The sequence below is a fragment of the Desulfacinum hydrothermale DSM 13146 genome (assembly GCF_900176285.1).
Lineage (GTDB): Bacteria > Desulfobacterota > Syntrophobacteria > Syntrophobacterales > DSM-9756 > Desulfacinum > Desulfacinum hydrothermale.
This window is the reverse complement of sequence record NZ_FWXF01000001.1, coordinates 316,993-340,997: the sequence shown is the minus strand read 5'-3', so window position 1 is coordinate 340,997 and position 24,005 is coordinate 316,993. Positions and strand designations below refer to the sequence as shown.

Annotated in this window: 24 protein-coding genes and 2 tRNA genes; 10 read left to right on the top strand and 16 right to left on the bottom strand. The window is 63.6% G+C overall.

What is annotated here, in order from left to right:
- The first annotated feature begins 18 nt into the window (after positions 1 to 18).
- Positions 19 to 459: a hypothetical protein gene (locus B9A12_RS01630; protein ID WP_084055791.1), complete on the top strand. Its 441-nt coding sequence runs from the start codon at positions 19 to 21 to the stop codon at positions 457 to 459.
- A 52-nt stretch (positions 460 to 511) separates the two neighbouring features.
- Here the strand turns inward: B9A12_RS01630 and era are convergent, their stop codons facing one another.
- The gene (gene era / locus B9A12_RS01625; RefSeq protein ID WP_084055790.1) at positions 512 to 1,417 is read right to left on the bottom strand and encodes a GTPase Era; all 906 of its coding nucleotides are present in this window, start codon (positions 1,415 to 1,417) and stop codon (positions 512 to 514) included.
- A gap of 86 nt (positions 1,418 to 1,503) precedes the next feature.
- Complete coding sequence (locus B9A12_RS01620; RefSeq protein ID WP_170920261.1) at positions 1,504 to 2,715, bottom strand: elongator complex protein 3; 1,212 nt, start codon at positions 2,713 to 2,715, stop codon at positions 1,504 to 1,506.
- A 248-nt stretch (positions 2,716 to 2,963) separates the two neighbouring features.
- On the opposite strand from B9A12_RS01620, the gene B9A12_RS01615 reads away from it, so the two are divergent.
- The gene (locus tag B9A12_RS01615; protein WP_084055788.1) at positions 2,964 to 3,656 is read left to right on the top strand and encodes a hypothetical protein; all 693 of its coding nucleotides are present in this window, start codon (positions 2,964 to 2,966) and stop codon (positions 3,654 to 3,656) included.
- Between the two features lie 114 nt (positions 3,657 to 3,770).
- On the opposite strand, the gene rnc is transcribed toward B9A12_RS01615, so the two are convergent.
- The gene (rnc, locus tag B9A12_RS01610) at positions 3,771 to 4,481 is read right to left on the bottom strand and encodes a ribonuclease III (RefSeq protein ID WP_084055787.1); all 711 of its coding nucleotides are present in this window, start codon (positions 4,479 to 4,481) and stop codon (positions 3,771 to 3,773) included.
- Between the two features lie 149 nt (positions 4,482 to 4,630).
- Between rnc and B9A12_RS01605 the strand changes: the two genes are divergently transcribed.
- From B9A12_RS01605 to B9A12_RS01585, 5 genes are all read left to right on the top strand, one after another.
- Positions 4,631 to 5,212 (top strand): D-glycero-alpha-D-manno-heptose-1,7-bisphosphate 7-phosphatase, encoded by a 582-nt coding sequence (locus tag B9A12_RS01605; protein ID WP_084055786.1) that lies wholly within the window; start codon positions 4,631 to 4,633, stop codon positions 5,210 to 5,212.
- A gap of 59 nt (positions 5,213 to 5,271) precedes the next feature.
- On the top strand, positions 5,272 to 6,891 hold the full coding sequence (gene pckA / locus B9A12_RS01600) for a phosphoenolpyruvate carboxykinase (ATP) (protein ID WP_084055785.1): 1,620 nt from the start codon (positions 5,272 to 5,274) through the stop codon (positions 6,889 to 6,891).
- 256 nt (positions 6,892 to 7,147) lie between these two features.
- On the top strand, positions 7,148 to 7,822 hold the full coding sequence (locus B9A12_RS01595; RefSeq protein ID WP_084055784.1) for a DUF1614 domain-containing protein: 675 nt from the start codon (positions 7,148 to 7,150) through the stop codon (positions 7,820 to 7,822).
- A gap of 22 nt (positions 7,823 to 7,844) precedes the next feature.
- A complete protein-coding gene (locus B9A12_RS01590) occupies positions 7,845 to 9,023 on the top strand; it encodes a DUF362 domain-containing protein (RefSeq protein WP_084055783.1) in 1,179 nt (392 codons plus the stop codon).
- A gap of 93 nt (positions 9,024 to 9,116) precedes the next feature.
- Positions 9,117 to 9,215 (top strand) — tRNA-Sec (locus B9A12_RS01585).
- Positions 9,216 to 9,364: 149 nt separating this feature from the next.
- Here the strand turns inward: B9A12_RS01585 and B9A12_RS01580 are convergent.
- The 10 genes from B9A12_RS01580 to B9A12_RS01535 form a co-directional block, all read right to left on the bottom strand.
- Positions 9,365 to 10,300, bottom strand: a complete 936-nt coding sequence (locus B9A12_RS01580; RefSeq protein WP_084055782.1) for a ketopantoate reductase family protein — start codon at positions 10,298 to 10,300, stop codon at positions 9,365 to 9,367.
- 55 nt (positions 10,301 to 10,355) lie between these two features.
- On the bottom strand, positions 10,356 to 11,621 hold the full coding sequence (locus B9A12_RS01575; RefSeq protein WP_084055781.1) for a phenylacetate--CoA ligase family protein: 1,266 nt from the start codon (positions 11,619 to 11,621) through the stop codon (positions 10,356 to 10,358).
- A 2-nt stretch (positions 11,622 to 11,623) separates the two neighbouring features.
- Positions 11,624 to 12,367 carry an ABC transporter ATP-binding protein gene (locus tag B9A12_RS01570; RefSeq protein ID WP_084055968.1) on the bottom strand — a complete coding sequence of 248 codons (744 nt, stop codon included), beginning with the start codon at positions 12,365 to 12,367 and terminating at the stop codon, positions 11,624 to 11,626.
- 93 nt (positions 12,368 to 12,460) lie between these two features.
- Positions 12,461 to 13,231, bottom strand: coding sequence for an ABC transporter ATP-binding protein (locus B9A12_RS01565; protein ID WP_139796434.1), 771 nt, complete (start codon positions 13,229 to 13,231; stop codon positions 12,461 to 12,463).
- A gap of 67 nt (positions 13,232 to 13,298) precedes the next feature.
- Positions 13,299 to 14,246, bottom strand: a complete 948-nt coding sequence (locus B9A12_RS01560) for a branched-chain amino acid ABC transporter permease (protein WP_245802312.1) — start codon at positions 14,244 to 14,246, stop codon at positions 13,299 to 13,301.
- A 71-nt stretch (positions 14,247 to 14,317) separates the two neighbouring features.
- Complete coding sequence (locus B9A12_RS01555; RefSeq protein WP_084055780.1) at positions 14,318 to 15,193, bottom strand: branched-chain amino acid ABC transporter permease; 876 nt, start codon at positions 15,191 to 15,193, stop codon at positions 14,318 to 14,320.
- Between the two features lie 10 nt (positions 15,194 to 15,203).
- The gene (locus tag B9A12_RS01550) at positions 15,204 to 16,364 is read right to left on the bottom strand and encodes an ABC transporter substrate-binding protein (protein ID WP_084055779.1); all 1,161 of its coding nucleotides are present in this window, start codon (positions 16,362 to 16,364) and stop codon (positions 15,204 to 15,206) included.
- A 78-nt stretch (positions 16,365 to 16,442) separates the two neighbouring features.
- A complete protein-coding gene (locus B9A12_RS01545; RefSeq protein ID WP_084055778.1) occupies positions 16,443 to 16,874 on the bottom strand; it encodes an ACT domain-containing protein in 432 nt (143 codons plus the stop codon).
- An 86-nt stretch (positions 16,875 to 16,960) separates the two neighbouring features.
- The gene (locus B9A12_RS01540) at positions 16,961 to 18,262 is read right to left on the bottom strand and encodes a phenylacetate--CoA ligase family protein (protein WP_084055777.1); all 1,302 of its coding nucleotides are present in this window, start codon (positions 18,260 to 18,262) and stop codon (positions 16,961 to 16,963) included.
- Positions 18,263 to 18,943: 681 nt separating this feature from the next.
- Entirely contained in the window at positions 18,944 to 19,627 is a 684-nt protein-coding gene (locus B9A12_RS01535; protein WP_212636787.1) for a YfgM family protein, read from the bottom strand.
- Positions 19,628 to 20,092: 465 nt separating this feature from the next.
- Between B9A12_RS01535 and pyrR the strand changes: the two genes are divergently transcribed.
- The gene (gene pyrR / locus B9A12_RS01530; RefSeq protein ID WP_084055775.1) at positions 20,093 to 20,647 is read left to right on the top strand and encodes a bifunctional pyr operon transcriptional regulator/uracil phosphoribosyltransferase PyrR; all 555 of its coding nucleotides are present in this window, start codon (positions 20,093 to 20,095) and stop codon (positions 20,645 to 20,647) included.
- 96 nt (positions 20,648 to 20,743) lie between these two features.
- Here pyrR and B9A12_RS01525 read toward each other — a convergent pair whose 3' ends face one another.
- Positions 20,744 to 21,721: a threonine ammonia-lyase gene (locus B9A12_RS01525; protein WP_084055774.1), complete on the bottom strand. Its 978-nt coding sequence runs from the start codon at positions 21,719 to 21,721 to the stop codon at positions 20,744 to 20,746.
- A gap of 161 nt (positions 21,722 to 21,882) precedes the next feature.
- On the opposite strand from B9A12_RS01525, the gene B9A12_RS01520 reads away from it, so the two are divergent.
- Positions 21,883 to 21,959 (top strand) — tRNA-Gly (locus B9A12_RS01520).
- A gap of 55 nt (positions 21,960 to 22,014) precedes the next feature.
- Here the strand turns inward: B9A12_RS01520 and B9A12_RS01515 are convergent.
- The gene (locus B9A12_RS01515; RefSeq protein WP_170920260.1) at positions 22,015 to 22,887 is read right to left on the bottom strand and encodes an HDOD domain-containing protein; all 873 of its coding nucleotides are present in this window, start codon (positions 22,885 to 22,887) and stop codon (positions 22,015 to 22,017) included.
- 80 nt (positions 22,888 to 22,967) lie between these two features.
- Between B9A12_RS01515 and B9A12_RS01510 the strand changes: the two genes are divergently transcribed.
- A complete protein-coding gene (locus B9A12_RS01510) occupies positions 22,968 to 23,513 on the top strand; it encodes a hypothetical protein (protein ID WP_084055772.1) in 546 nt (181 codons plus the stop codon).
- Here the strand turns inward: B9A12_RS01510 and B9A12_RS01505 are convergent.
- Entirely contained in the window at positions 23,474 to 23,971 is a 498-nt protein-coding gene (locus B9A12_RS01505; protein WP_084055771.1) for a hypothetical protein, read from the bottom strand. The genes B9A12_RS01510 and B9A12_RS01505 overlap by 40 nt on opposite strands.
- Between the last annotated feature and the right edge of the window lie 34 nt (positions 23,972 to 24,005).

The window sequence follows — 24,005 nt, the reverse complement described above, 5'->3', positions numbered from 1 at the left end:
CGAGCAGAGGGGATGGGTATGAAAGCAAGACAGATTCCCGCCTTTCTTTTAGCGGCAGCGATCGTGTGGGGGCTCTGGACAACGCCGGGGGCCGCCTGGGCGGAAGAGGCGGGCTTCACCCGCCGGGACCGCGACCTGCTCATTGAACTGCGCACCCGCATGCTTGAAATCGACAAGCGCTTTGAAGAGCAGGCAAAGGTTTTTGCGCAGATCGACAAGCGCTTTGATCAGCTCATGGACTTCCTTTACATCCTGGCGGGCATCTTCACCTCCCTGGTGGTCGCGGTCATCGGCTTCGCCTACTGGGACCGGCGAACCATCATTACCCAGGCCAAGAAAGAAACCAAGGAAGACCTGGAGCGGGAAGGCCGCCTTCGGGACGTGATCCTGGCCCTTCGCCAATACGCCGCCAAGAACGAGGACCTGGCGGCCATCCTCAGAAGCTTCCACCTCCTTTAGAACCCCAACCGAGGAGAAGGGCCTTCCTCCAAAGACCTTTAGAAAATCACGCTCATTTGGGCATGCGGTAGCCGAATTCGCCCAGCACCCGCCGGTCGCGCCGCCAGTTTTTCTGCACCCGCACGAAGAGCCCCAGGTACACCCGACAGCCCAGGAACCGCTCCAGGTCTTGGCGGGCCTGACGGCCGATCTCTTGAAGCATCCTTGCGCCTTTGCCGATCACGATCCCTTTTTGGGAATCGCGCTCCACGTGGATGGTGGCCTCGATCCGGACCAGGTTCCGCTCCGGTTCTTCCCGGAACCGCTCGATGGTGACCGCCACGGCATAGGGCACTTCCTGTTCTGTCAGGTGAAAAACCTTTTCGCGGATGATCTCCGCAGCAAAAAACCGTTCCGGCTGATCGGTGAGGTAATCTTCCGGATAGTAGCGCGGCCCCTGGGGAAGCAGTTTCACCAGTTCCGCCACCAGGTCATCCACCCCGTCCCCCGTCAAGGCGGAAAGCGGAATCACGGCGGCGAAGTCGCGCATGGTGCGGTAGCGTTCCAGGATCGGTAAAAGCGCCTTTTTGTCTTTGAGCAGATCCACCTTGTTCAGGGCCAGCACCACCGGAGTGGGAACAGATTCCATGCACTCCAACACGAACCGGTCCAGATCCGTACTTCGCGCCGTCACGTCCACCAGAAAGACCGCCACGTCCACTTCCTTCAGGGCGCTCAGGGCGGTTTCCACCAGGATTTTATTGAAGGTATCCCGGGCCCGGTGGATCCCCGGCGTGTCCACGAAGATCATCTGACAATCCGGCCGGTTGAAAATGCCCAGGATCCGGTTTCGAGTGGTCTGGGGCTTGGGGCAGGTGATGGAGATCTTTTCCTGGAGCACCTGGTTCATGAGCGTGGACTTTCCCACGTTGGGCGCCCCCAGAAGCGCAATAAAGCCCGAACGGATGGCATCCTTCATGTCCGATCCTTCAATGGTCATCTATATGCACTCAACCTTTCATTTCAATATCAAAACCGAGGTCGTCCCAATTCACCAACCGTACATCAGCACTGGGGGAGATTGGAATTTAGAGTTTCGGGATCAACATCCCGTGGAATGCAAGGGTCGGTCGTTAACGGCTCAACCACTTTCCTGCCTACCGGCCCCTTTCGGGCTTTCCGCTCGCACTTGTCCAACTTGCGAACAACCACCTCCAAATCCCTGCCGCATTCCGCCCGAACATCTGAAAATCCCCAGCGATCTTTCCAATAGATCACATTGGATCGGCCGGGACCGATCACTTCGCTCATACGCCGTAAGGGAGCTTTCACGATCAGACAGGCCCGTTTCAAAAGCTCCCTCGGTTGGTTATGGGACCAGCCGATTGGAATCTCCCCCGGTGGTCTCCCTGGTGACGCGCCCCATCGCACCAGAGCAGCATCCACGCGGCGGCGCCACTGGCGGGAGCGCACCAGGTAGCCGAAGGCCGGGTGGCGGGGTCCGGCCAGGACGGCGCCCGGCGCGTCCAGGGCCGGGTCCGGGTGAAGGCCCATGCGGGCGATGGGAATGCCCGCGGCGTCCAATTGGTCTGCGGCCCAAGCGCAGCGCTCTACGGCTTCTTCCAATCCGAGCGGGCGGTACCGACCCCGGCGATACCACTTGGCAAGGGCCGTGCCGAATAGAACCAGCGCGGGATAGATCCGAACGAAGTGGGGCCCAAGATCCACGGCGCGCAGCACGCTTTCCCGCCACCTGGCTTCCGTCTCTTCCGGAAGGCCCACCATGAGCTGCAGCCCCAACCGCCAATGCCTGCTTCGAACCCGCCGGCAGGCATCCGAAACGCACGCCCCGTCGTGGCCGCGCCCGGAGGCTTCCAGCACGGCGTCGTCCAGGCTCTGGGCCCCGATTTCCACGGTCCGGACCGGATAGTCCGAAAGCACGGAAAGGACCGTGTCCCCCAGCGCATCGGGCCGGGTGGAAAAGCGGATGCCCGTGAAGGCCCCCCGTTTCGTCCACATCCCGGCTTCCCCGAGAAGAACCCGCAAGGATTCGTCCTCCAGGGCCGTGAAGGTGCCGCCGTAGAAGGCGATCTCGCCCGGCCGATGGCTTTCCAGGGCCTTCCGGCCGTGACGGGCCACCCACCTCAGGGCGTCCCGCACAGCCTGCCAAGGGTCCCTTTCCGGAAGGCCCGTCACTGCGTGTTGGTTGCAATAGACGCACCGGTGGGGACACCCCTGCTGGGGCAGGAAGACGGGGTAGATGAGGGGCCTTTTCACAGGGGTTCCTCCGCCGCACACCGCCCCTTCGTGATTCGTGCAAGGGTCATCATGCCACCCCATCCCAGTGTCAGCTTCGGTCAAGTTCCAGCCGCCATCTTCCGCGAGGCCTGCTTCTGGATTTGTCAGAAGCGCCATGTTAACCTATTTTATAGTACGGTGCACCCGGTTGAATGCCAGAGCCTTGCCGGACGGACGTGGCCTCGCCCAGCGAATGGCGCACAGGCGCGCAACCAAGGGGAAACAAGATGGAAATCAGAGATGCCATACGGGCGGCGATCCAGGAACTCATCGTTCCGGAGTTGGATCAGATCCGCAAAGACCAGGCGGAGACGAAGGTTCATCTGGAAGCCGTTCATAAGCGCCTGGACGACATGAACGCGCACCTGGTGGACCAGAGCCGACGGATCGATGAGACCAACCAGCGTATCGATCAGATCAACGCTCGCATCGATCAGACCAACGCTCGCATTGAAGAACTGCGCGATGACCTGATCCAGCGCATTGATCAGGCCAACAATCGCACTGACGATTTGCGTGTTGACCTGATCCAGCGCATCGACGCACTGCGACAGGAACTCATCCTGCGCATCGATGAGTCCAACAGCCGCACCGATGCTTTGCGTGATGACTTGATCCAGCGTATCGATCAAACCAACGCTCGCATCGATCAGACCAACGCTCGCATCGAAGAAGTGCGTAATGACCTGATCCAGCGCATTGATCAGGCCAACAATCGCACTGATGCTTTGCGTGTTGACCTGATCCAGCGCCTCGATAAATTGCGGCAGGAACTGACCCTGCGCGTGGATAAAATCAACAGCCGCATGGACCGACTTTACGAAGCGATTGTGCGTCGGGACGAACACGAAAAGCTGGAAAAGCGCCTGGGCGCATTGGAACGGGACGTGGCAAAACTGAAGGCCCAACCGGCCGCTTAACGCCGCCCTGCCTGTTCATTTCCCGCAACGGCCATCCATCCCCTGCTTCCATGGTCTTACCGGCCACGAAGCACCGGCCGAGGGCAGACGTCGGTCCCGTCCCACCGGGCTCTCTTAAGAATCTTCCAGCGCATCCAGGGCCTTACGGGCCGCATCTTGTTCGGCCGCCTTCTTGCTCCTTCCCGATCCGCGGGCCAGAACCTGCTCGTCCAGGGTGACCGCCACGTGAAAGATCTTGTCGTGGTCCGGGCCTTCCTCGCCCTCCACGGCGTAGGCCGGCGCCCTGCGAAAGCGCGCCTGGGTGATTTCCTGCAGCCGCGTCTTGAAGTCTTTATCCAGTTTACGGAGGGGATCGCTGGCCTCCGCCTCCTCTTCCAGAAAGGGCCCCAGGAACTTTCGCACCACGCGGAAAGCCGCCTCCAGGCCGCCGTCCAGATAGAGCGCCCCCAGCACCGCCTCCACCGCGTCGGCGATGAGTGACGGCTTGCGGCGCCCGCCCGACTGTTCTTCGCCCTTTCCCAAACGAAGCAGGTCGCCCAGGCCCATGGCCCGCCCCACCTGGGCAAGACGCCGCTCGTTGACCAGAGATGCCCGCAGCCGGGACAGATCCCCCTCGTTCAGATCCGGGAACCGTTCCACCAGCAGGTGTGCCATGGTGACGCTCAAGACCGCATCGCCCAGGAATTCCAGTCGTTCATTGTCGCCCGAAACGGCCTGCGGGTTTTCGTGGGCAAAGGACCGGTGCACCAGGGCCTGTCGAAGCAGCGACGGGTTCCGAAACCGGTATTCCAGGGTCTCGGCCAATTTTTGGATGGAAGTTGCCATGCCCGCCTTTTCCTGTTACCAGATAGAAACCACATCGTTTGAAATGCGCTCGCACGGCCGCGCCTGCTGATTTTTTCCGCAACCCCACGCGCTGTCAAGGCGAGAGATGCACCTGGAAGGCCATCTCCCCTAAGGGAACGGAGCCGCCCATGATCGCCTGGATCCACCGTGTGGAACCGACCGGATCCCGGTTCGTCTTCCTGGACCGGGACGGGGTGCTGAATCGAGACAGCCCGCACTACATCAAGAGCTGGGATGAATTCCACTTCTATCCGGACGCCCTGGAGGCCCTGCGTTTCCTTTCCCGGCGCCGGGTGGACGTGGTCCTCGTGAGCAACCAGTCGGCCCTGAACCGCGGCATCATGACCTACGACGCCTTTTTCCACCTTCATCAAAACATAGCGGCCCAAATCCGCCGAAGCGGCGCCCACCTGGCCGCCGCCTTCTTCTGCCCGCACCGGCCGGACGAGGGCTGTTCCTGCCGCAAACCGGCTCCCGGCATGCTCCGGGCCGCCGCCCGTCTCTACCCCATGGATCTTTCAAAGACCTGCTTCGTGGGCGACAAGGAATCGGACCTGGAGGCGGCTCGAAACGCCGGGTGCCGGCCTGTGCTGCTGCACAGAAACGGTACCGGAAGCCCCGAGGTGCTCAGCCGGGCCGAGGCCGCCCGTGTGCCCGTTTACACGACCCTGCTGGATGCGGTACAAGATTTGTTTCCCGATCCGGATTAGGAAGGCACACCAGGTAACAATCCACAACGGACCATAACAAGGAGTTCACAGAGACACCGATGGAGGACAGCACCGTGGAAACATGCGAAACAATCAACAACAGCCCCAAGGTTCCCGTGGAACAACAGGGCATCGTCAACTACACCCGCATCTTCCACAACCCTTCGACCCCCCAGATCTATGAACAGGCCATCCGCCGGCAGGAAGGCCTGCTGGCCCACCGCGGCCCCCTGGTGGTGAGAACGGGCAGCTTCACCGGCCGGGCCCCCAACGACAAGTTCCTGGTCCGTGAGCCGTCCAGCGAGGACAAGATCTGGTGGGGCGAGGTGAACCGCCCCTTCGAGCCAGCCGACTTCGACCGGATCCACGCCCGCCTGCTGGCCTACCTGCAGGGCCGGGAGATCTACGTCCAGGACTGCTACGCCGGAGCCGACCCCGCCTATCGGGTTCCCATCCGGGTCGTCACCGAAATGGCCTGGCAGAGCCTCTTCGCCCGCAACATGTTCATTCGGATGCAAAGCCCGGACGAATACGCCGCCTTTGAACCGGAATACACCGTGATCGCCGCTCCCCGCTTCCGAGCCGACCCGGCCGGTGACCACACCCGATCGGAAGCCGTCGTCCTGATCCACTTCGGAAAAAAGCTCGTCCTCATCGGCGGGACGGGCTACGGCGGCGAGATCAAAAAATCCATCTTTACCGTGATGAACTACCTCCTGCCCCAGCGGGGCGTCTTTCCCATGCACTGCTCGGCCAACGTGGGACCCGACGGACAGGTCGCCATCTTCTTCGGCCTGTCCGGGACGGGAAAGACGAGCCTTTCCGCGGATCCGGAACGCATTCTGGTGGGAGACGACGAACACGGCTGGAGCGACCACGGGATCTTCAACTTCGAAGGCGGCTGCTATGCCAAGGTAATCCGCCTTTCGCCGGAAGCCGAACCCCAGATCTACGCCTGCACCCGCCGGTTCGGCACGGTGCTGGAGAACGTGGCCATCGACGCCCGCACCCGCCTGGTGGACCTGGACGACGATTCCCTGACGGAAAACACCCGGGCCGCCTATCCGATCCACTTCATCGAAAACGCCTCCCGTACGGGCACGGCCCCCCATCCCCGGGACATCGTCATGCTCACCTGCGACGCCTTCGGAGTGCTGCCGCCCATCTCCCGGCTGAGCCCCCAGGAGGCCATGTACCACTTCCTTTCCGGCTACACGGCCAAGGTGGCGGGGACCGAGGCCGGGATCACCGAACCCCAGGCCACCTTCAGCACCTGCTTCGGAGCGCCCTTCATGGCCCTGCCGCCCGCCGTCTACGCCCGTATGCTGGGAGAACGCATGCAAAAGCACCAGGCCCGCTGCTGGCTCATCAACACGGGCTGGTCCGGCGGTGGCTACGGGGTGGGACAGCGCATCCACATCCGCCACACCCGCGCCATGGTGCACGCGGCACTGAACGGCGTCCTGGACGAGGTCCCCATGGAGCGGGAACCTCACTTCGGCCTGCACATCCCCACCGCCTGTCCGGACGTGCCCGAAAAGATCCTCCGCCCCCAACAGACCTGGCGGGACCCGGAGGCCTACCGCCGGCAGGCGGAGCATCTCAAGGGGCTCTTTCGGGAAAACTTCCGGGCCTTCGCGGACACTGTGGACCCGGACGTGCGCCGGGTCATGGGGTGAGGTGCGAAGACCAAGGGGGCTCTCCCCACACGAACAAGTGGGTTCCTTTCCGTGCGGACCGGGCCGGCTGGAGACGGCCGGGACCATGCGTCCTGCCGGCCGGCGAGTGAACCGGCTTTGCGCTCGTGGGGCGACCCTCGAAGGGTCGCCCCTATTTGAGGGACGAGCGCTTTTTTCGTCGCACAGCCCTGGAAGGCTGCGCTGCGGGAAATGGGGCACGGGTAGATTGCACCATCTCACGAACAGGGAGGAAACCATGTTTTTCCCACCGTTTCTCATCCTTTTCGTCTTCCTTTTCGGCTTCCTCCTTTTTTTCCTTTTCGGGCTGGTCAAGTTCGGCCTCTTCGCCGTGGCCTTCGCCAAGTTGGGAATTCCTCCCGACCAGCTTTTCAGTCTGCTCTTTTTGTGCATCGTGGGAAGCATGGTGAACATCCCCGTGAAACGCGTCCAGCTCCAGGAGGAGCCCGAAGTGCTGGAGATGGTCTCCTTTTTCGGCCTGCGCTACCGAGTGCCCCGATGGCGCCGTCCGCGGGAGATGGTGATCGCCGTCAATGTGGGAGGTGCCGTGATCCCCACCTGCATCTCCCTTTATCTCCTGGCCCACGCCCCCCATCCCGTGCGGATGCTTCTGGCCGTGGCCGTGGTCACCTACGTGGTCCATCGCATCGCCCGGCCCGTGCCGGGCCTGGGCATCGCCACGCCCATGTTCATCCCGCCCCTGGTGGCCGCTCTGGTGGCTTTGGTGATCAATCCCCACTGGGCGCCGCCCACGGCCTACGTGGCCGGCACCCTGGGGACCCTCATCGGAGCCGACATCCTCAACCTGGACCGGATCAAGGAACTCCATGCCCCGGTGGCGTCCATCGGTGGAGCGGGCACCTTCGACGGGGTCTTTCTCACCGGCATCCTGGCCGTGCTGCTTTCGTGGTAGAGAGGAAAGGAGAAGAACACCCATGTCTCGAAGCGCCGTCTATTTCATCGATCTTCGTGCCAACGACGAATGCAACCTGCTGGATAAGATCGGCCTGCTCCTCCAGGAGGCGGGCCTGGCCAAACGCATCCCCCGGGGAGGACTCACGGCGGTCAAGATCCACTTCGGCGAGCGGGGAAACACCGCCTTCGTGCGGCCCATCCTGGTGCGCCCCGTGGTGGACGCCGTGAAGGCGGCCGGCGGCAAGCCCTTCCTCACCGACGCCAGCACCCTCTACGTGGGCGCCCGAGGAAACGCCGTGGACCACACCCTCACGGCCCTCCGGCACGGCTTCGGCCTGGAAGTGACAGGAGCCCCCATCGTGATCGCCGACGGCCTGAACGGCCGGGATGAGGTGGGAGTTCCGGTTTGTCGCCGTCACTGCGAAGAGACCTATATCGGGTCGGCCATCGCCCGAGCGGACGCCCTGGTCTCCGTGGCCCATTTCAAGCTGCACGAAGCGGCCGGGTTCGGTGGGGCCATCAAGAACGTGGGCATGGGCGGTGCCTCGCGCCGCGGCAAGCTTCAACAGCACTCGGGGGTGGAACCCAAGATCAAGCCCAAGAAATGCGTGGCCTGCGGCTCATGCGTCAAGCAGTGCGCCCACCACGCCATCGCCCTGGTGGATCGGGACGCTTCCATGGCCCGCCCCAAGGATTCGGTCAAGAAGGTGGCCCGGATCGACCCGGAAAAGTGCGTGGGCTGCGCTTCCTGCATCCACGCCTGCCCGGAAGGGGCCATCGACATCAACTGGGACAAGGACATCCCCCGCTTTCTGGAGCGCATGGTGGAATACACCGCCGGGGCCCTTCACGGCAAAGAAGAGCGGTCCTTTTTCATCAATGTCCTCACCCAGATCTCACCCGCCTGCGACTGCCACCCGTCGGCGGACGCTCCCATCGTGGGCGACGTGGGGATCCTGGCTTCGGCCGACCCGGTGGCCATCGACCAGGCCTCCGTGGACCTGGTGAACGCCCAGCCGGTGCTCCCCCACTCCCAGCTCAGCGATCGGGATCCCGCGCCCCAGGACAAGTTCCGGGCCGTCTACCCGAAGATCGACTGGGAACATCAGCTGGACTACGCGGAAACGGTGGGCCTGGGCCGCCGCGCCTATGAGCTCATCCGCGTCACGCCCCCTAAGAAAAAGAAGGGGCACCGGTAGGAGTTCGTCCGAAAACGGACGTTCCGGCCCAAAAGGACCGCAAAGGCCATCGGCCCCTTGCCAAGACCGGATGCTTTGTGTAAAAGGGGCGGTGGAAGTGCCAAGCTCACTGGTGGGGCTCCCGGACTTCAAATCCGGTGTGGGGCGCTGAGGGGCGTCCCAGGTGGGTTCGATTCCCATGCACTTCCGCCACACGAACAAAAAAACCCCCGAAACCGGGGGTTTTTTTGTGGGCGGGGTTTTCCTCCGCGCGGAAGAAACGAGCCGCCCCGTTCCCATCCCAGGTCTGCTCCGCTACCGTCGTCCCGGGGCTTGGGCCCCGCGGCCCAGAAGCGCCTGGGTCAGGAACGGGAAGCCCGGGGGGGATTGCGCTGCTCCAGGGCGCCGAGCAACGCGTAGAGTGTTTCCATGTGGGGAACGGGCACGGCCAGGTCCCGGGCCATGCGCACGGCGTTTCCCAGGATGGCCTCCACCTCCATGGGCCGGCCCGCCTCGTAGTCCAGCAGCATGCTGGTCTTGTAGGGCGTCATCTTGCGGGTATCGGCGATCATGCGATCCACCACGTCGTCCGCAAGCGCCCGCCCCGCCGCCGACGCCACCGCGCACACCTCTTCCATGACCGCACGGACCAGCCGGGTCATCTCCTCGCTTTCCAGCATCTCCCGGGTGCTGGCCCCGCCGGAAAGGACCGAGATGGGGTTGAAGGGGGCGTTCCACACCAGCTTTTGCCAGCGGTCCGTGACCACATCGGTGCTCACCTGGCAGGGCACGCCCGCCTTTTGCAAAAGATCCGCCAGGGCTTCGGCCGTCCTGGACGTTCCTTGGGGATAGCGCCCGATCACGATGCGGCCGTAGTCCTGGTGGCAGACACGGCCCGGGCCGGACCGACTCACACAGATGAAGGCCAGGGCACTGATGATTTCGTTGTGGGGAAAGGCCTCCGCCACGGGCCGCTCGATGCCCACCCCGTTTTGAATGAGCAGGATGGCCGTGGACGGCCCCACCGCCGGCCGGATGAGATCCACCACGGGAATCTGGGGAAGCACCTTGAGGCCCACCAGGACCACGTCCACCGGCGCCCCTACTTCCGAAGCCGATCGGAACACCCGGTGCGGCCGAAAGACGAAATCCCCCGCCGGGCTTTCCACCGCGATACCGTCTTGGACCACCGCCTCATAGTCGCTTCGAGCCACCACCGAAACGCGCGCACCGCCCTGAGCCAACCGCCCGCCGTAGTAGCCGCCGATGGCCCCGGCTCCCACAACCAGAATATCCATATGGGCTCCTCCGTTCTCTTTGACTGCAGCGACTCGGAAGACACCGAACCGCCCTTCACGCCTCGTCCCGCATACCCGACGCCTCCAGCAGGCGCACCTCGGCGGGCACGCCGAATTCCTGGCGGAGCTCGAAGGCGAGCCTTCGTACGATCCGTTCCAGCTCCTTGATCTCGTCGGAAAAGAGCCGCTCATCCACGCCCAGCCGGACCTCCAGGCCCTTGTAACTCCCCCTTTCTTCCAACCCGACCCGAAGGACGGCGGCTTCAGTGCCCAGGGTTTGCCGAACGCGCAAGACCACCTGGTCCTTATCGATCTTCACTCCCTGGAGCACCATCAGATCGTCCATTCTTCCGGGGAGCCATTCCAGCCGGGTCAAGGTCCTGCCGCACGGGCACGGATCGGGCACCACCCGCACCCGATCTCCGGTGCGGAAACGGATGAGCGGGAAGGCCTGGGTGGTGAGGCTGGTCAGGACCAGCTCACCGGGATCCCCGGCCTGCACGGGCTGCCGGGAGGCGGGGTCCAGCACCTCCGCCAGGAAGTGGTCTTCCGCCAGGTGCAGCCCCCTGTGTTCTGGGCACTCAAAGGCCACGGCCGGCCCCGGGATCTCGCTCAGCCCGTAATGAATCCAGGTGGTCACGTGGAGCCGATCTTCCAGGAAGCGGCGCTGGGCTTGATCCACCGGCTCGCCCACCAGCACCAGGGTCTTCAGGGCCAGCTGCGTGGGGTTGATCCCGGCGCTGAAAAGCGCCTCTTCCATCTGGGCCGCGGAACCGGGCGTGGTGATGAGCACCGAGCTCTTGTAGTCGCGCAACACCATGATCTGCTTGGCCAGATGCAAAGCGTTCAACGGTATGACACTCGCCTCGATGGCCTCCGCCCCGTCCTTGTAATCCCGGCCCCAGTTGGCCAAGCCGGGATGGAGCACGATCTGCACGATGTCGTCCGCCCCGACCCCGGCGGCCGTAAGCGCCCGGGCCACCAATTGGCGCCAGAGCCGCAGGTCGCGCACCGTGTAGCCGCTCACGGTGGGATTTCCCGCCGTTCCCGGCGCCGTGTGGATCCGCACGATGTCCCGGAGCGGCACGGCGAAGAGCCCGTAGGGATAGTGCTCACTGAAGTGGCGCCGTTCGGTGAAGGGCAGTTTGGCCAGGTCCTCCGGGCTCGTGATGTCCTGGGGCGACACCCCGGCTTCCAGGAACCGGTTGCGATAAAAGGGCACATTCTTGAAAGCACGGTTGCACGACACCTGCACCTGTTCCAGCTGCATCTGCCGCCGATCCGCCGGATCCAGATACTCGCCGTTGCCGGCACCCACCATCCTCAGACCCTCCCTTCCACGAATTCCTTGTAATCCCGGCCCAGGTAGGCGCGCTTCACTTCCTGGTCTTCCAACAGCTCCCGGGCCCGCCCCTGGAGCACCATGCGGCCCGTCTCCAGGACGTAACCGCGGTCGGCCAGCGCCAGGGCGCCCTGGGCGTTTTGTTCCACCAGCAAGAACGTCAGGCTTTCGTCTCGAAGCCTGGCGATGATCTGGAAGATCTTTTCCACCAGAAGCGGCGCCAGCCCCGTGGTGGGCTCATCCAGAAGGAGCATCCGGGGCCGCGTCATGAGGGCCCGGCCCATGGCCAACATCTGCTGCTCTCCCCCGGACAGGATCCCCGCGGGCTGACGGCGCCGTTCCGCCAAAATGGGAAAGAGTTCGTACACCCTTTCAAGTTCTTCTTCCACGCCCTTATGATCGCCGCGGCGCAGACGCAGGTAGGCCCCCAAGCGCAGGTTGTCCACCACGCTCATGGGCGGAAAGATCCATCGCCCTTCGGGCACCAACCCCACGCCCAGCGCCACGATCTCCGGCGGTTTTTTCCCCTGAAGGGGACGGCCGTCGAAGAGAACCTCCCCCGTCCATTGCGGCAGCAGGCCGCTCACGGCCTTGAGCAGCGTGCTTTTGCCCGCGCCGTTGGCCCCCACCAGGGCCACCACCTCGCCCCGGCGCACCGAAAGGCTCACCCCATGCAGCACCTCGATGCGCCCATAGCCGCCCCGCAGATTGCGAATCGTGAGCATGGATCCGTCCGTCAAATCAAACAGGTTCCAGGGGAAAGGGAAACGCCCCAAGGCACAAGGTTCCAGAACACCCGAGCATGGGCGCTCACTTCCTCACCCCTTCCTCCCCAAATAGGCCTCCATCACCGCCTCGTCCGCCTGGATCTCCCGGGGCGTGCCTTCGGCCAGCTTCCGCCCCCGGTCCAGCACCACGATCCGGTCGGAGATGTCCATGGTGAGATTCATGTCGTGTTCCACCAGCACCACAGTGATGCCGCGGGATCGGATCTTTTGGATGAGATCGGCCAAGGCTGCCGTTTCCACGGCGTTGAGGCCCGCCGCCGGCTCGTCCAAAAGGAGCAGGCGCGGATCCGAGGCCAGCGCCCGGGCGATCTCCACCAGGCGCTGCCAGCCGAAAGGAAGATCGCCGCTCATCTTGTGGGCGACCTCTTCCAGGCCCACAAAGCCAAGAAGTTCCATGGCGGCGTCCCGGGCCCCCCGTTCCTCGCGCTCCACCCACGGCCAGCGCACCATGGCCCCCACCAGGCCGCAGCGGGTGCGCACATGCCGGCCCACCAGCACATTTTCCAAGACCGTCAGGCTGGCGAAGAGCTCCACGTTCTGGAAGGTGCGCGCGATCCCTCGGGCCACCAGCTCGTGCATGGGCCGCCCCTGGATTTCCATTCCTTCCAGAACGATCCGGCCTTCGTCCGGGCAGGTGGCCCCCGTGATCACGTTGAAAAGCGTGGTCTTTCCCGCTCCGTTGGGACCGATCACCGCCTGGATATGCCCCTTGGCCACGCGAAACCCCACCCGGTAGAGGGCCTGCACGCCGCCGAAGGCCTTGGAGACTCCGTCAATGTGAAGAATCGTTCGGTCCGCCATGCGCGATCCGTGATCCGTACGTCGTGGTTCACGACGCGTGCGTCGCCCTGCTTCGGCCCCTTGCGCCTTACGACTCACTCTTGACACCTTCCAGCGCGTCCAGCACGCCCCGGGTGAGGCCCTGGGGCAGAAAGATCATGACCAGCATGAGCACCAGGCCGTAGACCATCATTTCGTAGTCCGAAAAGACGTGGAGCCATTCGGGCAGCAGGGTGATCACGGAGGCTCCGAAGAGCGATCCGTAGATGCTCGCCATACCGCCGATGACCACCATGGTCACCATGCGGATGGACATGAGAAAGTCGAAGGAGCTGGGACTGATGAACCCCACCAGGTGCGCGTAGAGAAAGCCGGCCAGGGCGGTCAGGACCGCGCTGAACGAAAAGATCACGGCCTTCAGTCGGCCCGTATCCACGCCGCAGGCCGCGGCCGCTCCCTGGCTGTCGCCCAGGGCCCTAAGCGCCCGGCCGATGCGCGAGTCCACCAGACGGTCGCAGAAAAAGAAGGCCATCAGCACCACGACCCACACCAGGATCATACCGCTTCGCCCCAGGCTCAACACCGTGCCACCCACCTGCAGCGGCGGGATTCCCACCATACCGGACGCCCCGCCGGTCATGGAATCCCACTCCCGGAAGATCACATGGCCGATGATGCCCAGACCCAGAGTGCCCATGGCCAGGTAGTAGCCCGACAGCTTCAGGGTGGGACGGCCGATCACGTAAGCGACCGCGCCGGCCGCCACGAGCACCAGGGGAAAGGCCGCCCAGGGCGACCAGCCGTAGTGGGTGGTGAGGATGCCGGTTCCGTAGGCCCCCAGGCCGTAGAAGGCCGCATGGCCCAGGGAGATCTGCCCCGCATAGCCCATGAGCATGTTGAGGCCCAGGGCCAGCAGGGTGTGGATCCCGATGACGGTGAGCAGCTGCTGGTGATAGGCGTTGGAAACGGCCATGGATGCCACGGCGATGGCACCGGCAAAGGCCGTGGTGGCCCAAAGCCTCCTTTTTCCGGTCACAGATCCTCCCTCTGTCTGGCTCGACTCTTTCTTACCCGCAGCGCCGTAACACGCGGTGGGTGATGACTGCGTCAAAAGCGTGTCACCGCCTTTGGCCCCAGGAGCCCCGAAGGGCGAGCCATGAGGATGGCCAGCAGGAGCAGGAAGGCGATGGCGTCCTTGATCCCGGATGAGAAGAAGCCCACCCCCAGGGACTCCAGCACGCCCAGAAGCAGTCCACCCACGACGGCTCCCCAGTGACTTCCCAACCCGCCCAGCATGGCGGCGCAAAAGCCCTTGAGGCCCAACATGGTTCCCATGTCGTAGCCGGCCATGGTGATGGGTGAGATGATGATCCCGCCGATACCGCCCAGCGCGGCGCTCATGGCAAAGGCCAGCTGCGCCATGCGGTCGCTGGGAATCCCCAGGATCCAGGCCCCGCTGCGGTGGATGGCGCAGGCCTCCATGGCCTTGCCCGTGAGGGTGTGCTTGCTGAAAAGGTGAAGGCCGCCCATGAGCAGCCCCACCACGGCCAGAATCCACAGGCTCTGGGGCATGATGGCGGCGCCCAGCACTCGGATGGGAGCCGCCGCAGCGAACCCGGGCACGCTGTGGGGATCCTTTCCCCACAAGAGCATGGCCAGACCGCGCAGGAAGATACTCGCCCCCACCGTGATGATGATGAGCGTGATGGGCTCAGGTTTTTTGACCGGCCGGATGGCCAAGCGCTCCAGCACCACACCCAGCAGCCCCACCACCAGCGTCACGGCGGGAAAGGCCGCCCACAGAGGCCAGCCCAGGACGGACAGGAAGGTGAAGAGCCCCAGGGATCCCAGCATGACGAACTCGCCCTGGGCGAAGTTCACCAGTTCCGTGGCGTTGTAGAGCAGGGTGTAGCCCAGGGCGATCACGGCATAGATCGCCCCGGCGGTGAGTCCGCTCATGAGGTATTGGACGATTTCGCTCATGGCCCGTCCGCTATTTTAGAAGCTTCCAGGTGCCGTTTCGGATCTCCACCATCACGAAGGCGTCTTGGCCCAGGCCGTTGTGGTCCTTGTCGGAGAAGGTGAAGGTGCCACTGATGCCCACATGGCCGGAGATCTTTTCCAGGTTGTCCCGGATCTTGGCCTTGTCGCCGCCCGTTCCTTCCATGGCCTTGGCCAGAAGATGCATGGCGTCGTAGGCATAGCCTCCGAATCCGGAAACCCCGCCTCCGTAGCGCTTGTTGAAGTCCGCGATGTAGCGCAGCAGCACGGGCTTTTGGGGATCGCTTTCGGGCAGCAGATCCGCCACCAGGATCTTACCGGTGGGAAGGCGCACCCCTTCGGCCGCCTCACCCGCCAGCTCGATGAACTTGGGCGAGGCCACGCCGTGGCTCTGGTAGAGCGGGATGGTCATGCCCAGTTGGCGCATGTTCTTGGCCACCACGGCCGGTCCCGGGTTGGTGCCCCAACAGATGATCGCGTCGGGCTCTTCCTTGCGGATCTTGGTGAGCTGGGCCGTCATGTCCGTATCGGAAGCCCCGAAGGCCTGTTCACTCACCACCTGGATCCCGTGCTCGTCGGCCTGCTTGAGCAGCTGATCCCGGCCGCTCACCCCGAAGGCGTTAGTGACCGCCAGGATTCCCACCTTCTTGATCCCTTGCTTTTCCATGTGCCGGTAGATGGCGGCCACAGCCAGCACGTCGCTTTGAGCCGTCTTGAACACATAGGGCTTGACCGGCTCCACGATCTGGATTCCCGCCGCGCAGCTGATGAGCGGAACCTGCAGCCGCTCCACGATGGGCACCACCGCCAGCGTGGTGGGCGTGCGGCTGGGACCGATGATGGCCAGCACCTTGTCCTTGCTGATGAGTTTGTTGACGGCCAGCACCGTCTTGGTGGGGTCTCCTTCCGTGTCGTAGATCACCGCCTCCACCGGGTGTCCGTCGATGCCGCCCCGGGCGTTGATCTCATCCACGGCCATCTCCAGGCTCTTCTTTTCCGGATCCCCCAGGAAGGAGGCGCGGCCGGTCACGGCAAAGATCCCGCCGATCTTGTAGGCCTGGGCGGCAAAGACCGCCGGGGCGTTCCACCACAACCCCAGCCCCACCACCAGGGCCGCCATCCAACAGATCGCCTTCGTGCTTGCACGCTTCATGGCACAACCTCCTTCCGTTCTGAGTGAACCAATGAAGGGCCGGCGTCCGCCCCTGCGGCGGTCTCCGGCCCGAACCGGTTACATGGTGTAGACCTTGCTCCCGTTGATGACCGTCACGCCGTTTTCGGTGAGCACCCGAACCGCCTCGTCCAGGTTGTCGAAGCGGAAGATGATCACCGCATTGTCTCCGCTTTGCTGCACAAAGGCGTACATGTATTCCACGTTGATCCCCGCCTTGCGCAGGATATCCAGGATCCGATGCAGGCCGCCCGGCCGGTCTTGCACTTCCACCGCCACCACGTCGGTCTTACCCACGGTGAAACCGCCCTCCTTGAGGGCCTGCTTGGCCTTTTCGTTGTCGTTGACGATCAGGCGCAGGATACCGAAGTCGGACGTATCGGCGAGAGACAGGGCCCGGATGTTCACCCCGGCCTCCGAAAGGATCCGGGTCACTTCCGCCAGACGTCCCGCCTTGTTCTCCAAAAAGACCGAAATCTGTTCCACACGCATGCTCGGTCCTCCTTTCCTTGTCTGTGTGTTGGATGGGTTTCCAGAAACTTGCCAAAACGCACCGCGGCCGTCCCAAGCGCCGGTGCTTAGAGCTTACGGTTGTCGATCACCCGCACGGCCTTGCCTTCGCTCCGGGCGATGCTCTTGGGCTCGACCAGCTTCACTTTAGCAGAAACCCCCAGGTACTCCTTGATGTTTTTGGCGATGAGCTTTTCCAGGTGCTGCAGGCCCTTGATCTCGTCCGTAAAGGCCTTTTCACCCACCTCCACCATGACCGTCAGCATGTCCAGGGTGCCTTCCCGGTCCACTACCAACTGGTAGTGGGGCTCGACCCCTTCGATTTCCATGAGCACGCTTTCGATCTGGGACGGGAAGACGTTCACGCCGCGGATGATGAGCATGTCGTCGGTGCGGCCGCTCACGCGGTTCATGCGCACGTGGGTCCGGCCGCAGATGCAGGGCGCGGGATTGAGACTGGTGATGTCGCGGGTGCGGTAGCGGATCACGGGGAAGGCCTCCTTGGTGATGGACGTGAAGACCAGCTCGCCCGTCTCCCCGTAAGGCAGCACCTCACCCGTTTCCGGATCAATGATCTCCGGGATGAAATGGTCTTCGAAGATGTGTAGGCCCGCCTTGGCTTCCAGGCATTCCACGGCAACACCCGGCCCGATCACTTCACTCAGCCCATAGATGTCCAAGGCGTCCAGGTTGAGCTTCTTTTCGATCTCTTGGCGCATCTTTTCCGACCAGGGCTCGGCCCCGAAGATACCCGCCTTGAACTTCAAGTCCTTGAAGTCCACGCCCACCTCTTCGGCGACTTCCGCCAGATGCAGCGCGTAGGACGGGGTGCAGGTGAGGATGGTGGCACCGAAATCTTTCATGATCATGATCTGGCGCTTGGTGTTGCCGCCCGAGATGGGAATGACCGACGCCCCCAGGCGTTCCGCCCCGTAGTGGACGCCCAGGCCGCCCGTGAACAGACCGTACCCGTAGGCGTTGTGGATGATGTCTCCGCGCGTGGCCCCGGCGGCCGAAAGGGACCGGGCCATCAGCTCCGACCAGGTGGTCACGTCCCGGGCCGTGTAGCCCACCACGGTGGGCTTTCCCGTGGTGCCCGACGAGGCGTGGATGCGCACCACGTTGTCCATGGGCACGGCGAAAAGTCCGAACGGGTAGTTGTCCCGAAGGTCCTGCTTGGTGGTGAAGGGCACCCGTCTGAGATCGTCCAGAGTCTTCATGTCCGCCGGATTGAAGCCGGCGTCGTCGAAGCGCTTCCGGTAGAACGGCACCGTGGCATAGACCCGCTGCAGCGTGGTCTGCAACCGCCTGAGCTGGATGGCTTCCAAGGCTTCGCGAGGCATGGTTTCGTATTCGATGTCGTGAATCATGGCTTCTCTTCTCCTTTCCCCAAGGGGTTTCCCCTGCACCAACCTTCCAACTTCCAACAAAAAAGGCCGGGGTTCCTGGGAACCCACGGCCCATCATACAAAAACAGCCATGGGTTCTGCTTCCGTCCACCCATGGCTGCTTTTTTCCCGGTTAAGGTCCTCTTCGCCTACCTTTCCCGGCCATGGGCGGACTTCCTAAAAAAGAAGCCGCCCAAAAAACCGAAAAAGCGAAAGCGAAAGAACCGATTGTCCATGACCGTTTCGTCGTCTCCGTGTGTCGCAATGGTTGCCGTTTCGTGTCCCCGTTCATTAGCCAATGCGCCCGGAAGCTGTCAAGGACAAAGATGGCGGTCGCCGCCCGGAAGCGAAGGGGCCTGTCCGACAATGGCCTTCCAGCCATCGGGAGATTTCCAACTGGTTGCAATTCCAATGTGCCCTGTGGCTCTTCGGGAGCCCTGACAGAGGTGGGTTCGGAACCCGGCCCTACTCCCGCATGGCAAGGCCCGTAGCGCGGGCGCGCCTGATACCCCAACCTTCCGTTCGCACAATAAGTGAAGAACCTGGGCGTTTTCGGAAAAGCCCGAAGGGACAATCCATGGGACCTCTCCGGCTCAGGCCGCTGCTGGCCCACCGAATCGACCGTTTCCGGAAGCCGCCTCGGCGCACGGCGGTGCGGAGGCCCTACAAAGCGTTTTTTTCCGCCTCCAGCAAGCTCTTTCCGGGATAGGCCCCCTGGGCCTGGAGCGCCAGGTCGTAGTAGCCCTGGGCGGCTTTCTTGTCGCCCTTCCGAGCGGCCAGGCGGGCCTGGTGCCACAGGCATTCTCTCTTCAGGCCGTCATCGGCCTTTTGCGCCAGGGCGCCCCAGGCGGCCAACGCCTCGTCGGTCCGCTCCATGGCCTCCAGGGCGAGCGCCCGACCGTAGTCCACCGTCAGATCCAGGGCCGAGCCCTCCGGAAGGTCCTGGGCGGCCCGATCATACCACTGGAGCGCCTCCTCATAGCGGCCGGCCTCCTGGAGCAGGCGCCCCAGGTCCACCGCGGCCAGAACCGCGGCCCCCGTTCCCTCGTGCTTTTCCAAAAAGCCCTTGAAGGCGTCCAGCCTGGCCTTCAAGGCTTCTTCGTTGGCGGGATCCACCGGCTCCTGCGCCGTGATCCGGGCGTATTCCCGAGCGGCGCTGCGCTCCTTGGATTGATTGTAGAGCCCCACGCCCCAGACAATGAGCACCACCAGGACGATCCCCCCGACGGCTCCGGCCAGATAGGCCATGTTGTCCCGGCCCCATTCCAGCAGGCGATCCGAAAAGCCGAGGATTTCATCGGCCTTTTCCGTGGGCTTCTTCTTGACCTTGATCTTCTTGGCTCCCAACGCGCATCCTCCCCAAAGGTTTGAACATCCATCCCAACCGCCGCGCTCCGTCATGCATCATCCATGGTCCGAAAGCGGGCTTCAACGGGTTTCCCTGATAGCAGAGGGTGACCGGCGGGGTCAAGCCAAGGGAACGGAGATCCCAAGACCATGGACCGATGGCCGGGAACATCTGCCGAGAAGGCTGTCTGACAATGGCCTCTCGGCCTTTTGTGGCTTTCTGACCAGTTGAAATTTCACCGGCCCTGTGCTGCTTTTAGAATTCTCAGACAGCCTTGGTGGGGCGGGTTCCGAACCCGCCCCTCAAGCGGCCCGGCCAAGCCGGCAGCACGGCGGTTGACAAGCGGATCCCACTTTCCTAGTGTAAGAGAGTATTGGGAGAAGAGCCGAAAGGCCTTCCGGACAGAGGGTGCCGAGAGGTGCCCTTTTCATTTTCGGTGCGCCCCGCGAGAGAGTGAAGACATCATGGGACGACAGTTTCGAGAACGGATCGTCATGGAACATACGGAGATGGAAGAGGCCCTGCGCCAGATGGCCCGGCAGATCGTCGCCGACCTGGACGACCCCGAAGGCCTGGTGCTGGTGGGTATCCACACGGGAGGCGTCTATTTGGCGCATCGGCTCGGCCAGATCCTGGACACGGAACACGGCCGCAAAGTCCCCATCGGCACCCTGGATATCAACCTCTACCGGGACGACTGGTCCCGGCTTCACACCCAGCCGGTGGTCCGGGCCACCCGGCTCCCCGGCTCCTTGGACGACAAGGACGTGGTGCTCGTGGACGATGTTCTTTTCACGGGTCGGACCATCCGCGCCGCCCTGGACGCCCTCATGGACTACGGCCGGCCCCGAAGGGTGCGCGTGGCGACCCTGGTGGACCGGGGGCACCGGGAATTGCCCATCTGCGCCCACTTCGTGGGTCTGGAACTGGAAACCCTTCCGGACGAACAGGTGAACGTCTATTTGAAGGAAAAGGACGGAGCCGATCGGGTGGTGTTGGAATGCCGGTCGGCCGCGTGAGATCCCGCAGTCCGGGAGCCGCGATCCGTCATCCGGCAAGCAGAAAGCGCCGGTGGGCGCGGCCGAGAGCCTACGGGAACGCCGAGGACGGGCCGCTCACAAAAGATCGCGAAGGCGCTCCGCCCTGATGTTTCCGCCCGTCATGACCGCCACCACCTTCTTTCCCCGCAGGCGGTCGCGGATCTTGAAGGCGGCCGCCAGGGAAGCCGCTCCCGCCACTTCGGCCAGGTTCTGGGTATAGCGCACGGCCAGCCGCACCCCTTCCAGGAGTTCCTCTTCAGAAAGCAGTACCACGTCGCTGATGCAATCCTTGAGGATGGCCCAGGGGACTTCGAAGGCGGACCGAGCCGCCAGGCCGTCGGCCACCGTCTCCGCCGCCGGCACCACCACCTTCTTTCCCTGGCGCCACGATTCGTAGAAGGACGGCATGTTGGCCGCCTGCACCCCGATCAACTCCACCTGGGGATGGATCCCTTGGATCACCGTGGCCAGCGCCGCGCAGCCCGTTCCACCGCCGATGGGCATGAGAATCGCCTCCACGTCGGGAAGCTCTTCGAAGATCTCCAGGCCCAGGGTGGCAATGCCGGTGATCAGCAGTGGCTCGTTGCCCTGGCGCAGGTAGTAGTAGCCGGCGTTTTCCGCCAGCTCCTCGCAGTAGTCCTGGGCTTCATAGAAGTCGCTTCCCTGCTCGATGAGCTGGGCTCCGGTGGCCAGGATGTTGGCGTTGAGTTCCGGGTTGTTGTTTTCCGGAACCACCACATTGCAAAAGATTCCTCTTTCCTGAGCCGCCCAGGCCACCGCCAGCCCGTGGTTACCCTTGGTGGCCACCACGATGCCGTTACGCACCACCTGAGGGGGCACCTGGGCCATGAAGTTCACCGCCCCCCGCACCTTGAAGGAATTGGTGGGCAGGTGGTTTTCGTGCTTGACGTACACCTCCGCGCCCAATTCCTCCGACAGACGCCGATACGCGGTGAGATGCGTCCGGGTCAGGACCCGCTCCACGATCCGACGCGCCTTGAACACCTCCAACATGTTCACCTTGGCGATGGATTCCTCGTAATGCTTTTCCATGCTTCCTCCTCACCGGTTGGGGATCCGAACGCGAAAGGGCGGGGACCACAGGCCGAATAAAACGATGTTTCACAATGTCAAATCCCACGTTCCCTCCCAAAAGGCAAGGCAAAATTTCCGTTGAAAAGGAAGGCGGAGCGTGTTAGATAACGTCCGTTCAAGCGGGAGTAGCTCAGCTGGCTAGAGCATCAGCCTTCCAAGCTGAGGGTCGCGGGTTCGAAGCCCGTCTCCCGCTCCAAAGAACGCGAAAATCGCCCGGCCCGCTAGGGTCGGGCGATTTTTTTGTGTGGATCTCACGGGTCGCCGAACAGCTGGAGGACCTCCTGGACTCTGGCCTGCACGCCTTCAAGAAGGGCCGTGAAGTCTTTGTCTGCCGCCTTGATGGCCCGCTGGACCGCCGACAGATCCAGCTCCGGTCGCCGCACGGGACCGTATTCCAGCTTCTGGGCCACCAGGTCCGCCATGCGCACCACGGTGGGCAGGATGGATCGGCGGGCCGCATCCCGGGGCCTGTGGTGGTAGGCGCACGACAGGACCGCCTCCTCGCCGCACTGCCACACATCCAAGGCCACCGCCCCCACCTGGCAGTGATCCACGCCCATACGATCCTTTTCCAAGACCACCGACGGCTGGTTGCCCGGCTCCCAGTTGTCGTTATACTGATCTTGGATGATGGCCCGCATGGGGTCGGGAAACCGGGCGTTGAGAATCACCTTGCCCACATCGTGCAGCAGGCCGCAGACGTAGGCGGTTTCCATCTGCTTGGAATGGACCCGACGGATGATCTCCGAAGCGGCCACGGCCACCGCCACACAGTGTTCCCACAGGAGGCTTTCCACCAGGGACGACGGGCGAAGCAGGCTCTTGAGCGCATAGCTCAAAACCACCGACTCCAGGGCCCGTCGCCCCAAGATATGCAAGGCCCGGGAAACGGTGAGGGTCACGGCGGCGGCGTAACCCCGCCGGTACAGGGGCGAGTTGGCCATCCGGAGCACATAGGCGCTCAGGGCCGGATCCACGGAGATGATCTCCGCCAGTTCGGTCATGGTGGCGTGGGGATCCTTGACGCGCTCCACAAGGCGGTCCACCACCCGGGGAAAGGGCGGGATGTCGCCCACGAGTCGAAGAACCTCTTCGTTGGATCGTGGCGGGTGCACAGGATGCATGCTTTCCATTCCCAGGGGAGGTCAAGGCGGCGTGTCTTTCCACAGGCCACTATATCGTAATAGGACCGCGAGGCAAGCAAATGATGGACCATGAGACACGAGAAAGGGCGCGGGAGCAGACCCTGCTCTGGGCCACCCAAGCCTACCGGGCCTGCGCTCGGAGGCACTTCATCCCGGCGTTCCATTACCTCCAGCGAGCCCTGGACCACGCCCGCGCCCACGGCCTGACCCGGCTCCAGGCCCAGCTCTGCCGGGACGCCGCCCACATCCACCTGCACCACGGAGCCACCGGGAAGGCCCGCCGCCTTCTGCTTGAGGGCCTGTCGCTGGAGGTGGAAGACGTGACTCTGCGCTTCGGCCTTTTGAGCAACCTGGCCTCCGTGGAGCTTCTGGAAAGGAATTACCACCAGGGCCTGATCGCCGTGGAGGCGGCTCTGGCCGCCTTCCTCCAGGCCTATCCGGAACTGGAGGGCGCCCCTTTCGCCCTGGTTTCCTCCTACACGGCGCTTCATAAGCTGCGCCGGAGCCTGCGGCAGGTGGTCGCGCTATTGGATTCGGGGATCGACCCGGACCGGATCCACATCACCTACCGGCCGGCCGCTCCGCCCTGGAACCCTCCGTCGTGATCCTTCCAGGAACTCACGAGCATGGCCAACGGCCAGACCACCAGGGGACGCCACCGGGTGCGCACCACAAGGAATTGGCCGTTTCGATAGAGGGTGGTGAGCTCCAATTCGGGTTGGCCCTGCCAACCCAAAAGCGGCGCCTCCCATGATTCCAGCGCCGCAGCGTGTGTCAGCTCCCCGCCTCCGGGAACGATCTTTCCGTCCCACGTGAACCGGTACAGCTCCTCCACCGGCCCGTCCCCTCCCGCCGGAAGGTAACACAGTCGAAAGGAACTCCAGGGAAGCACGGGCCGCACCAACATGAGCTCCCCTCCCGGCCATGCGCGAAAGGAGACGAAGGGAAGGGGAATCAAGAGGGTCAGGGCCAGCACCACCGTGACCAGCACATCCCAGCGGCGGGCCCGCCGTTCCAGCTCGCCCACGGAAACCCGTGCCTCATCCGCACCTTGCGCACCCACGCGTCCTCCACCTCCGGTTGGTCCCCGGCTTTGT

What these genes read in the sequence shown, in the direction of transcription:
- B9A12_RS01630 (WP_084055791.1), top strand. Translation starts at nt 19, where the DNA reads ATGAAAGCAAGACAGATTCCCGCCTTTCTTTTAGCGGCAGCGATCGTG.
- era (WP_084055790.1), bottom strand. Translation starts at nt 1,417, where the DNA reads ATGAAGGATGCCATCCGTTCGGGCTTTATTGCGCTTCTGGGGGCGCCC.
- B9A12_RS01615 (WP_084055788.1), top strand. Translation starts at nt 2,964, where the DNA reads ATGGAAATCAGAGATGCCATACGGGCGGCGATCCAGGAACTCATCGTT.
- rnc (WP_084055787.1), bottom strand. Translation starts at nt 4,481, where the DNA reads ATGGCAACTTCCATCCAAAAATTGGCCGAGACCCTGGAATACCGGTTT.
- B9A12_RS01605 (WP_084055786.1), top strand. Translation starts at nt 4,631, where the DNA reads ATGATCGCCTGGATCCACCGTGTGGAACCGACCGGATCCCGGTTCGTC.
- pckA (WP_084055785.1), top strand. Translation starts at nt 5,272, where the DNA reads ATGGAGGACAGCACCGTGGAAACATGCGAAACAATCAACAACAGCCCC.
- B9A12_RS01595 (WP_084055784.1), top strand. Translation starts at nt 7,148, where the DNA reads ATGTTTTTCCCACCGTTTCTCATCCTTTTCGTCTTCCTTTTCGGCTTC.
- B9A12_RS01590 (WP_084055783.1), top strand. Translation starts at nt 7,845, where the DNA reads ATGTCTCGAAGCGCCGTCTATTTCATCGATCTTCGTGCCAACGACGAA.
- B9A12_RS01580 (WP_084055782.1), bottom strand. Translation starts at nt 10,300, where the DNA reads ATGGATATTCTGGTTGTGGGAGCCGGGGCCATCGGCGGCTACTACGGC.
- B9A12_RS01575 (WP_084055781.1), bottom strand. Translation starts at nt 11,621, where the DNA reads ATGGTGGGTGCCGGCAACGGCGAGTATCTGGATCCGGCGGATCGGCGG.
- B9A12_RS01570 (WP_084055968.1), bottom strand. Translation starts at nt 12,367, where the DNA reads ATGCTCACGATTCGCAATCTGCGGGGCGGCTATGGGCGCATCGAGGTG.
- B9A12_RS01565 (WP_139796434.1), bottom strand. Translation starts at nt 13,231, where the DNA reads ATGGCGGACCGAACGATTCTTCACATTGACGGAGTCTCCAAGGCCTTC.
- B9A12_RS01555 (WP_084055780.1), bottom strand. Translation starts at nt 15,193, where the DNA reads ATGAGCGAAATCGTCCAATACCTCATGAGCGGACTCACCGCCGGGGCG.
- B9A12_RS01550 (WP_084055779.1), bottom strand. Translation starts at nt 16,364, where the DNA reads ATGAAGCGTGCAAGCACGAAGGCGATCTGTTGGATGGCGGCCCTGGTG.
- B9A12_RS01545 (WP_084055778.1), bottom strand. Translation starts at nt 16,874, where the DNA reads ATGCGTGTGGAACAGATTTCGGTCTTTTTGGAGAACAAGGCGGGACGT.
- B9A12_RS01540 (WP_084055777.1), bottom strand. Translation starts at nt 18,262, where the DNA reads ATGATTCACGACATCGAATACGAAACCATGCCTCGCGAAGCCTTGGAA.
- pyrR (WP_084055775.1), top strand. Translation starts at nt 20,093, where the DNA reads ATGGGACGACAGTTTCGAGAACGGATCGTCATGGAACATACGGAGATG.
- B9A12_RS01525 (WP_084055774.1), bottom strand. Translation starts at nt 21,721, where the DNA reads ATGGAAAAGCATTACGAGGAATCCATCGCCAAGGTGAACATGTTGGAG.
- B9A12_RS01515 (WP_170920260.1), bottom strand. Translation starts at nt 22,887, where the DNA reads ATGCATCCTGTGCACCCGCCACGATCCAACGAAGAGGTTCTTCGACTC.
- B9A12_RS01510 (WP_084055772.1), top strand. Translation starts at nt 22,968, where the DNA reads ATGATGGACCATGAGACACGAGAAAGGGCGCGGGAGCAGACCCTGCTC.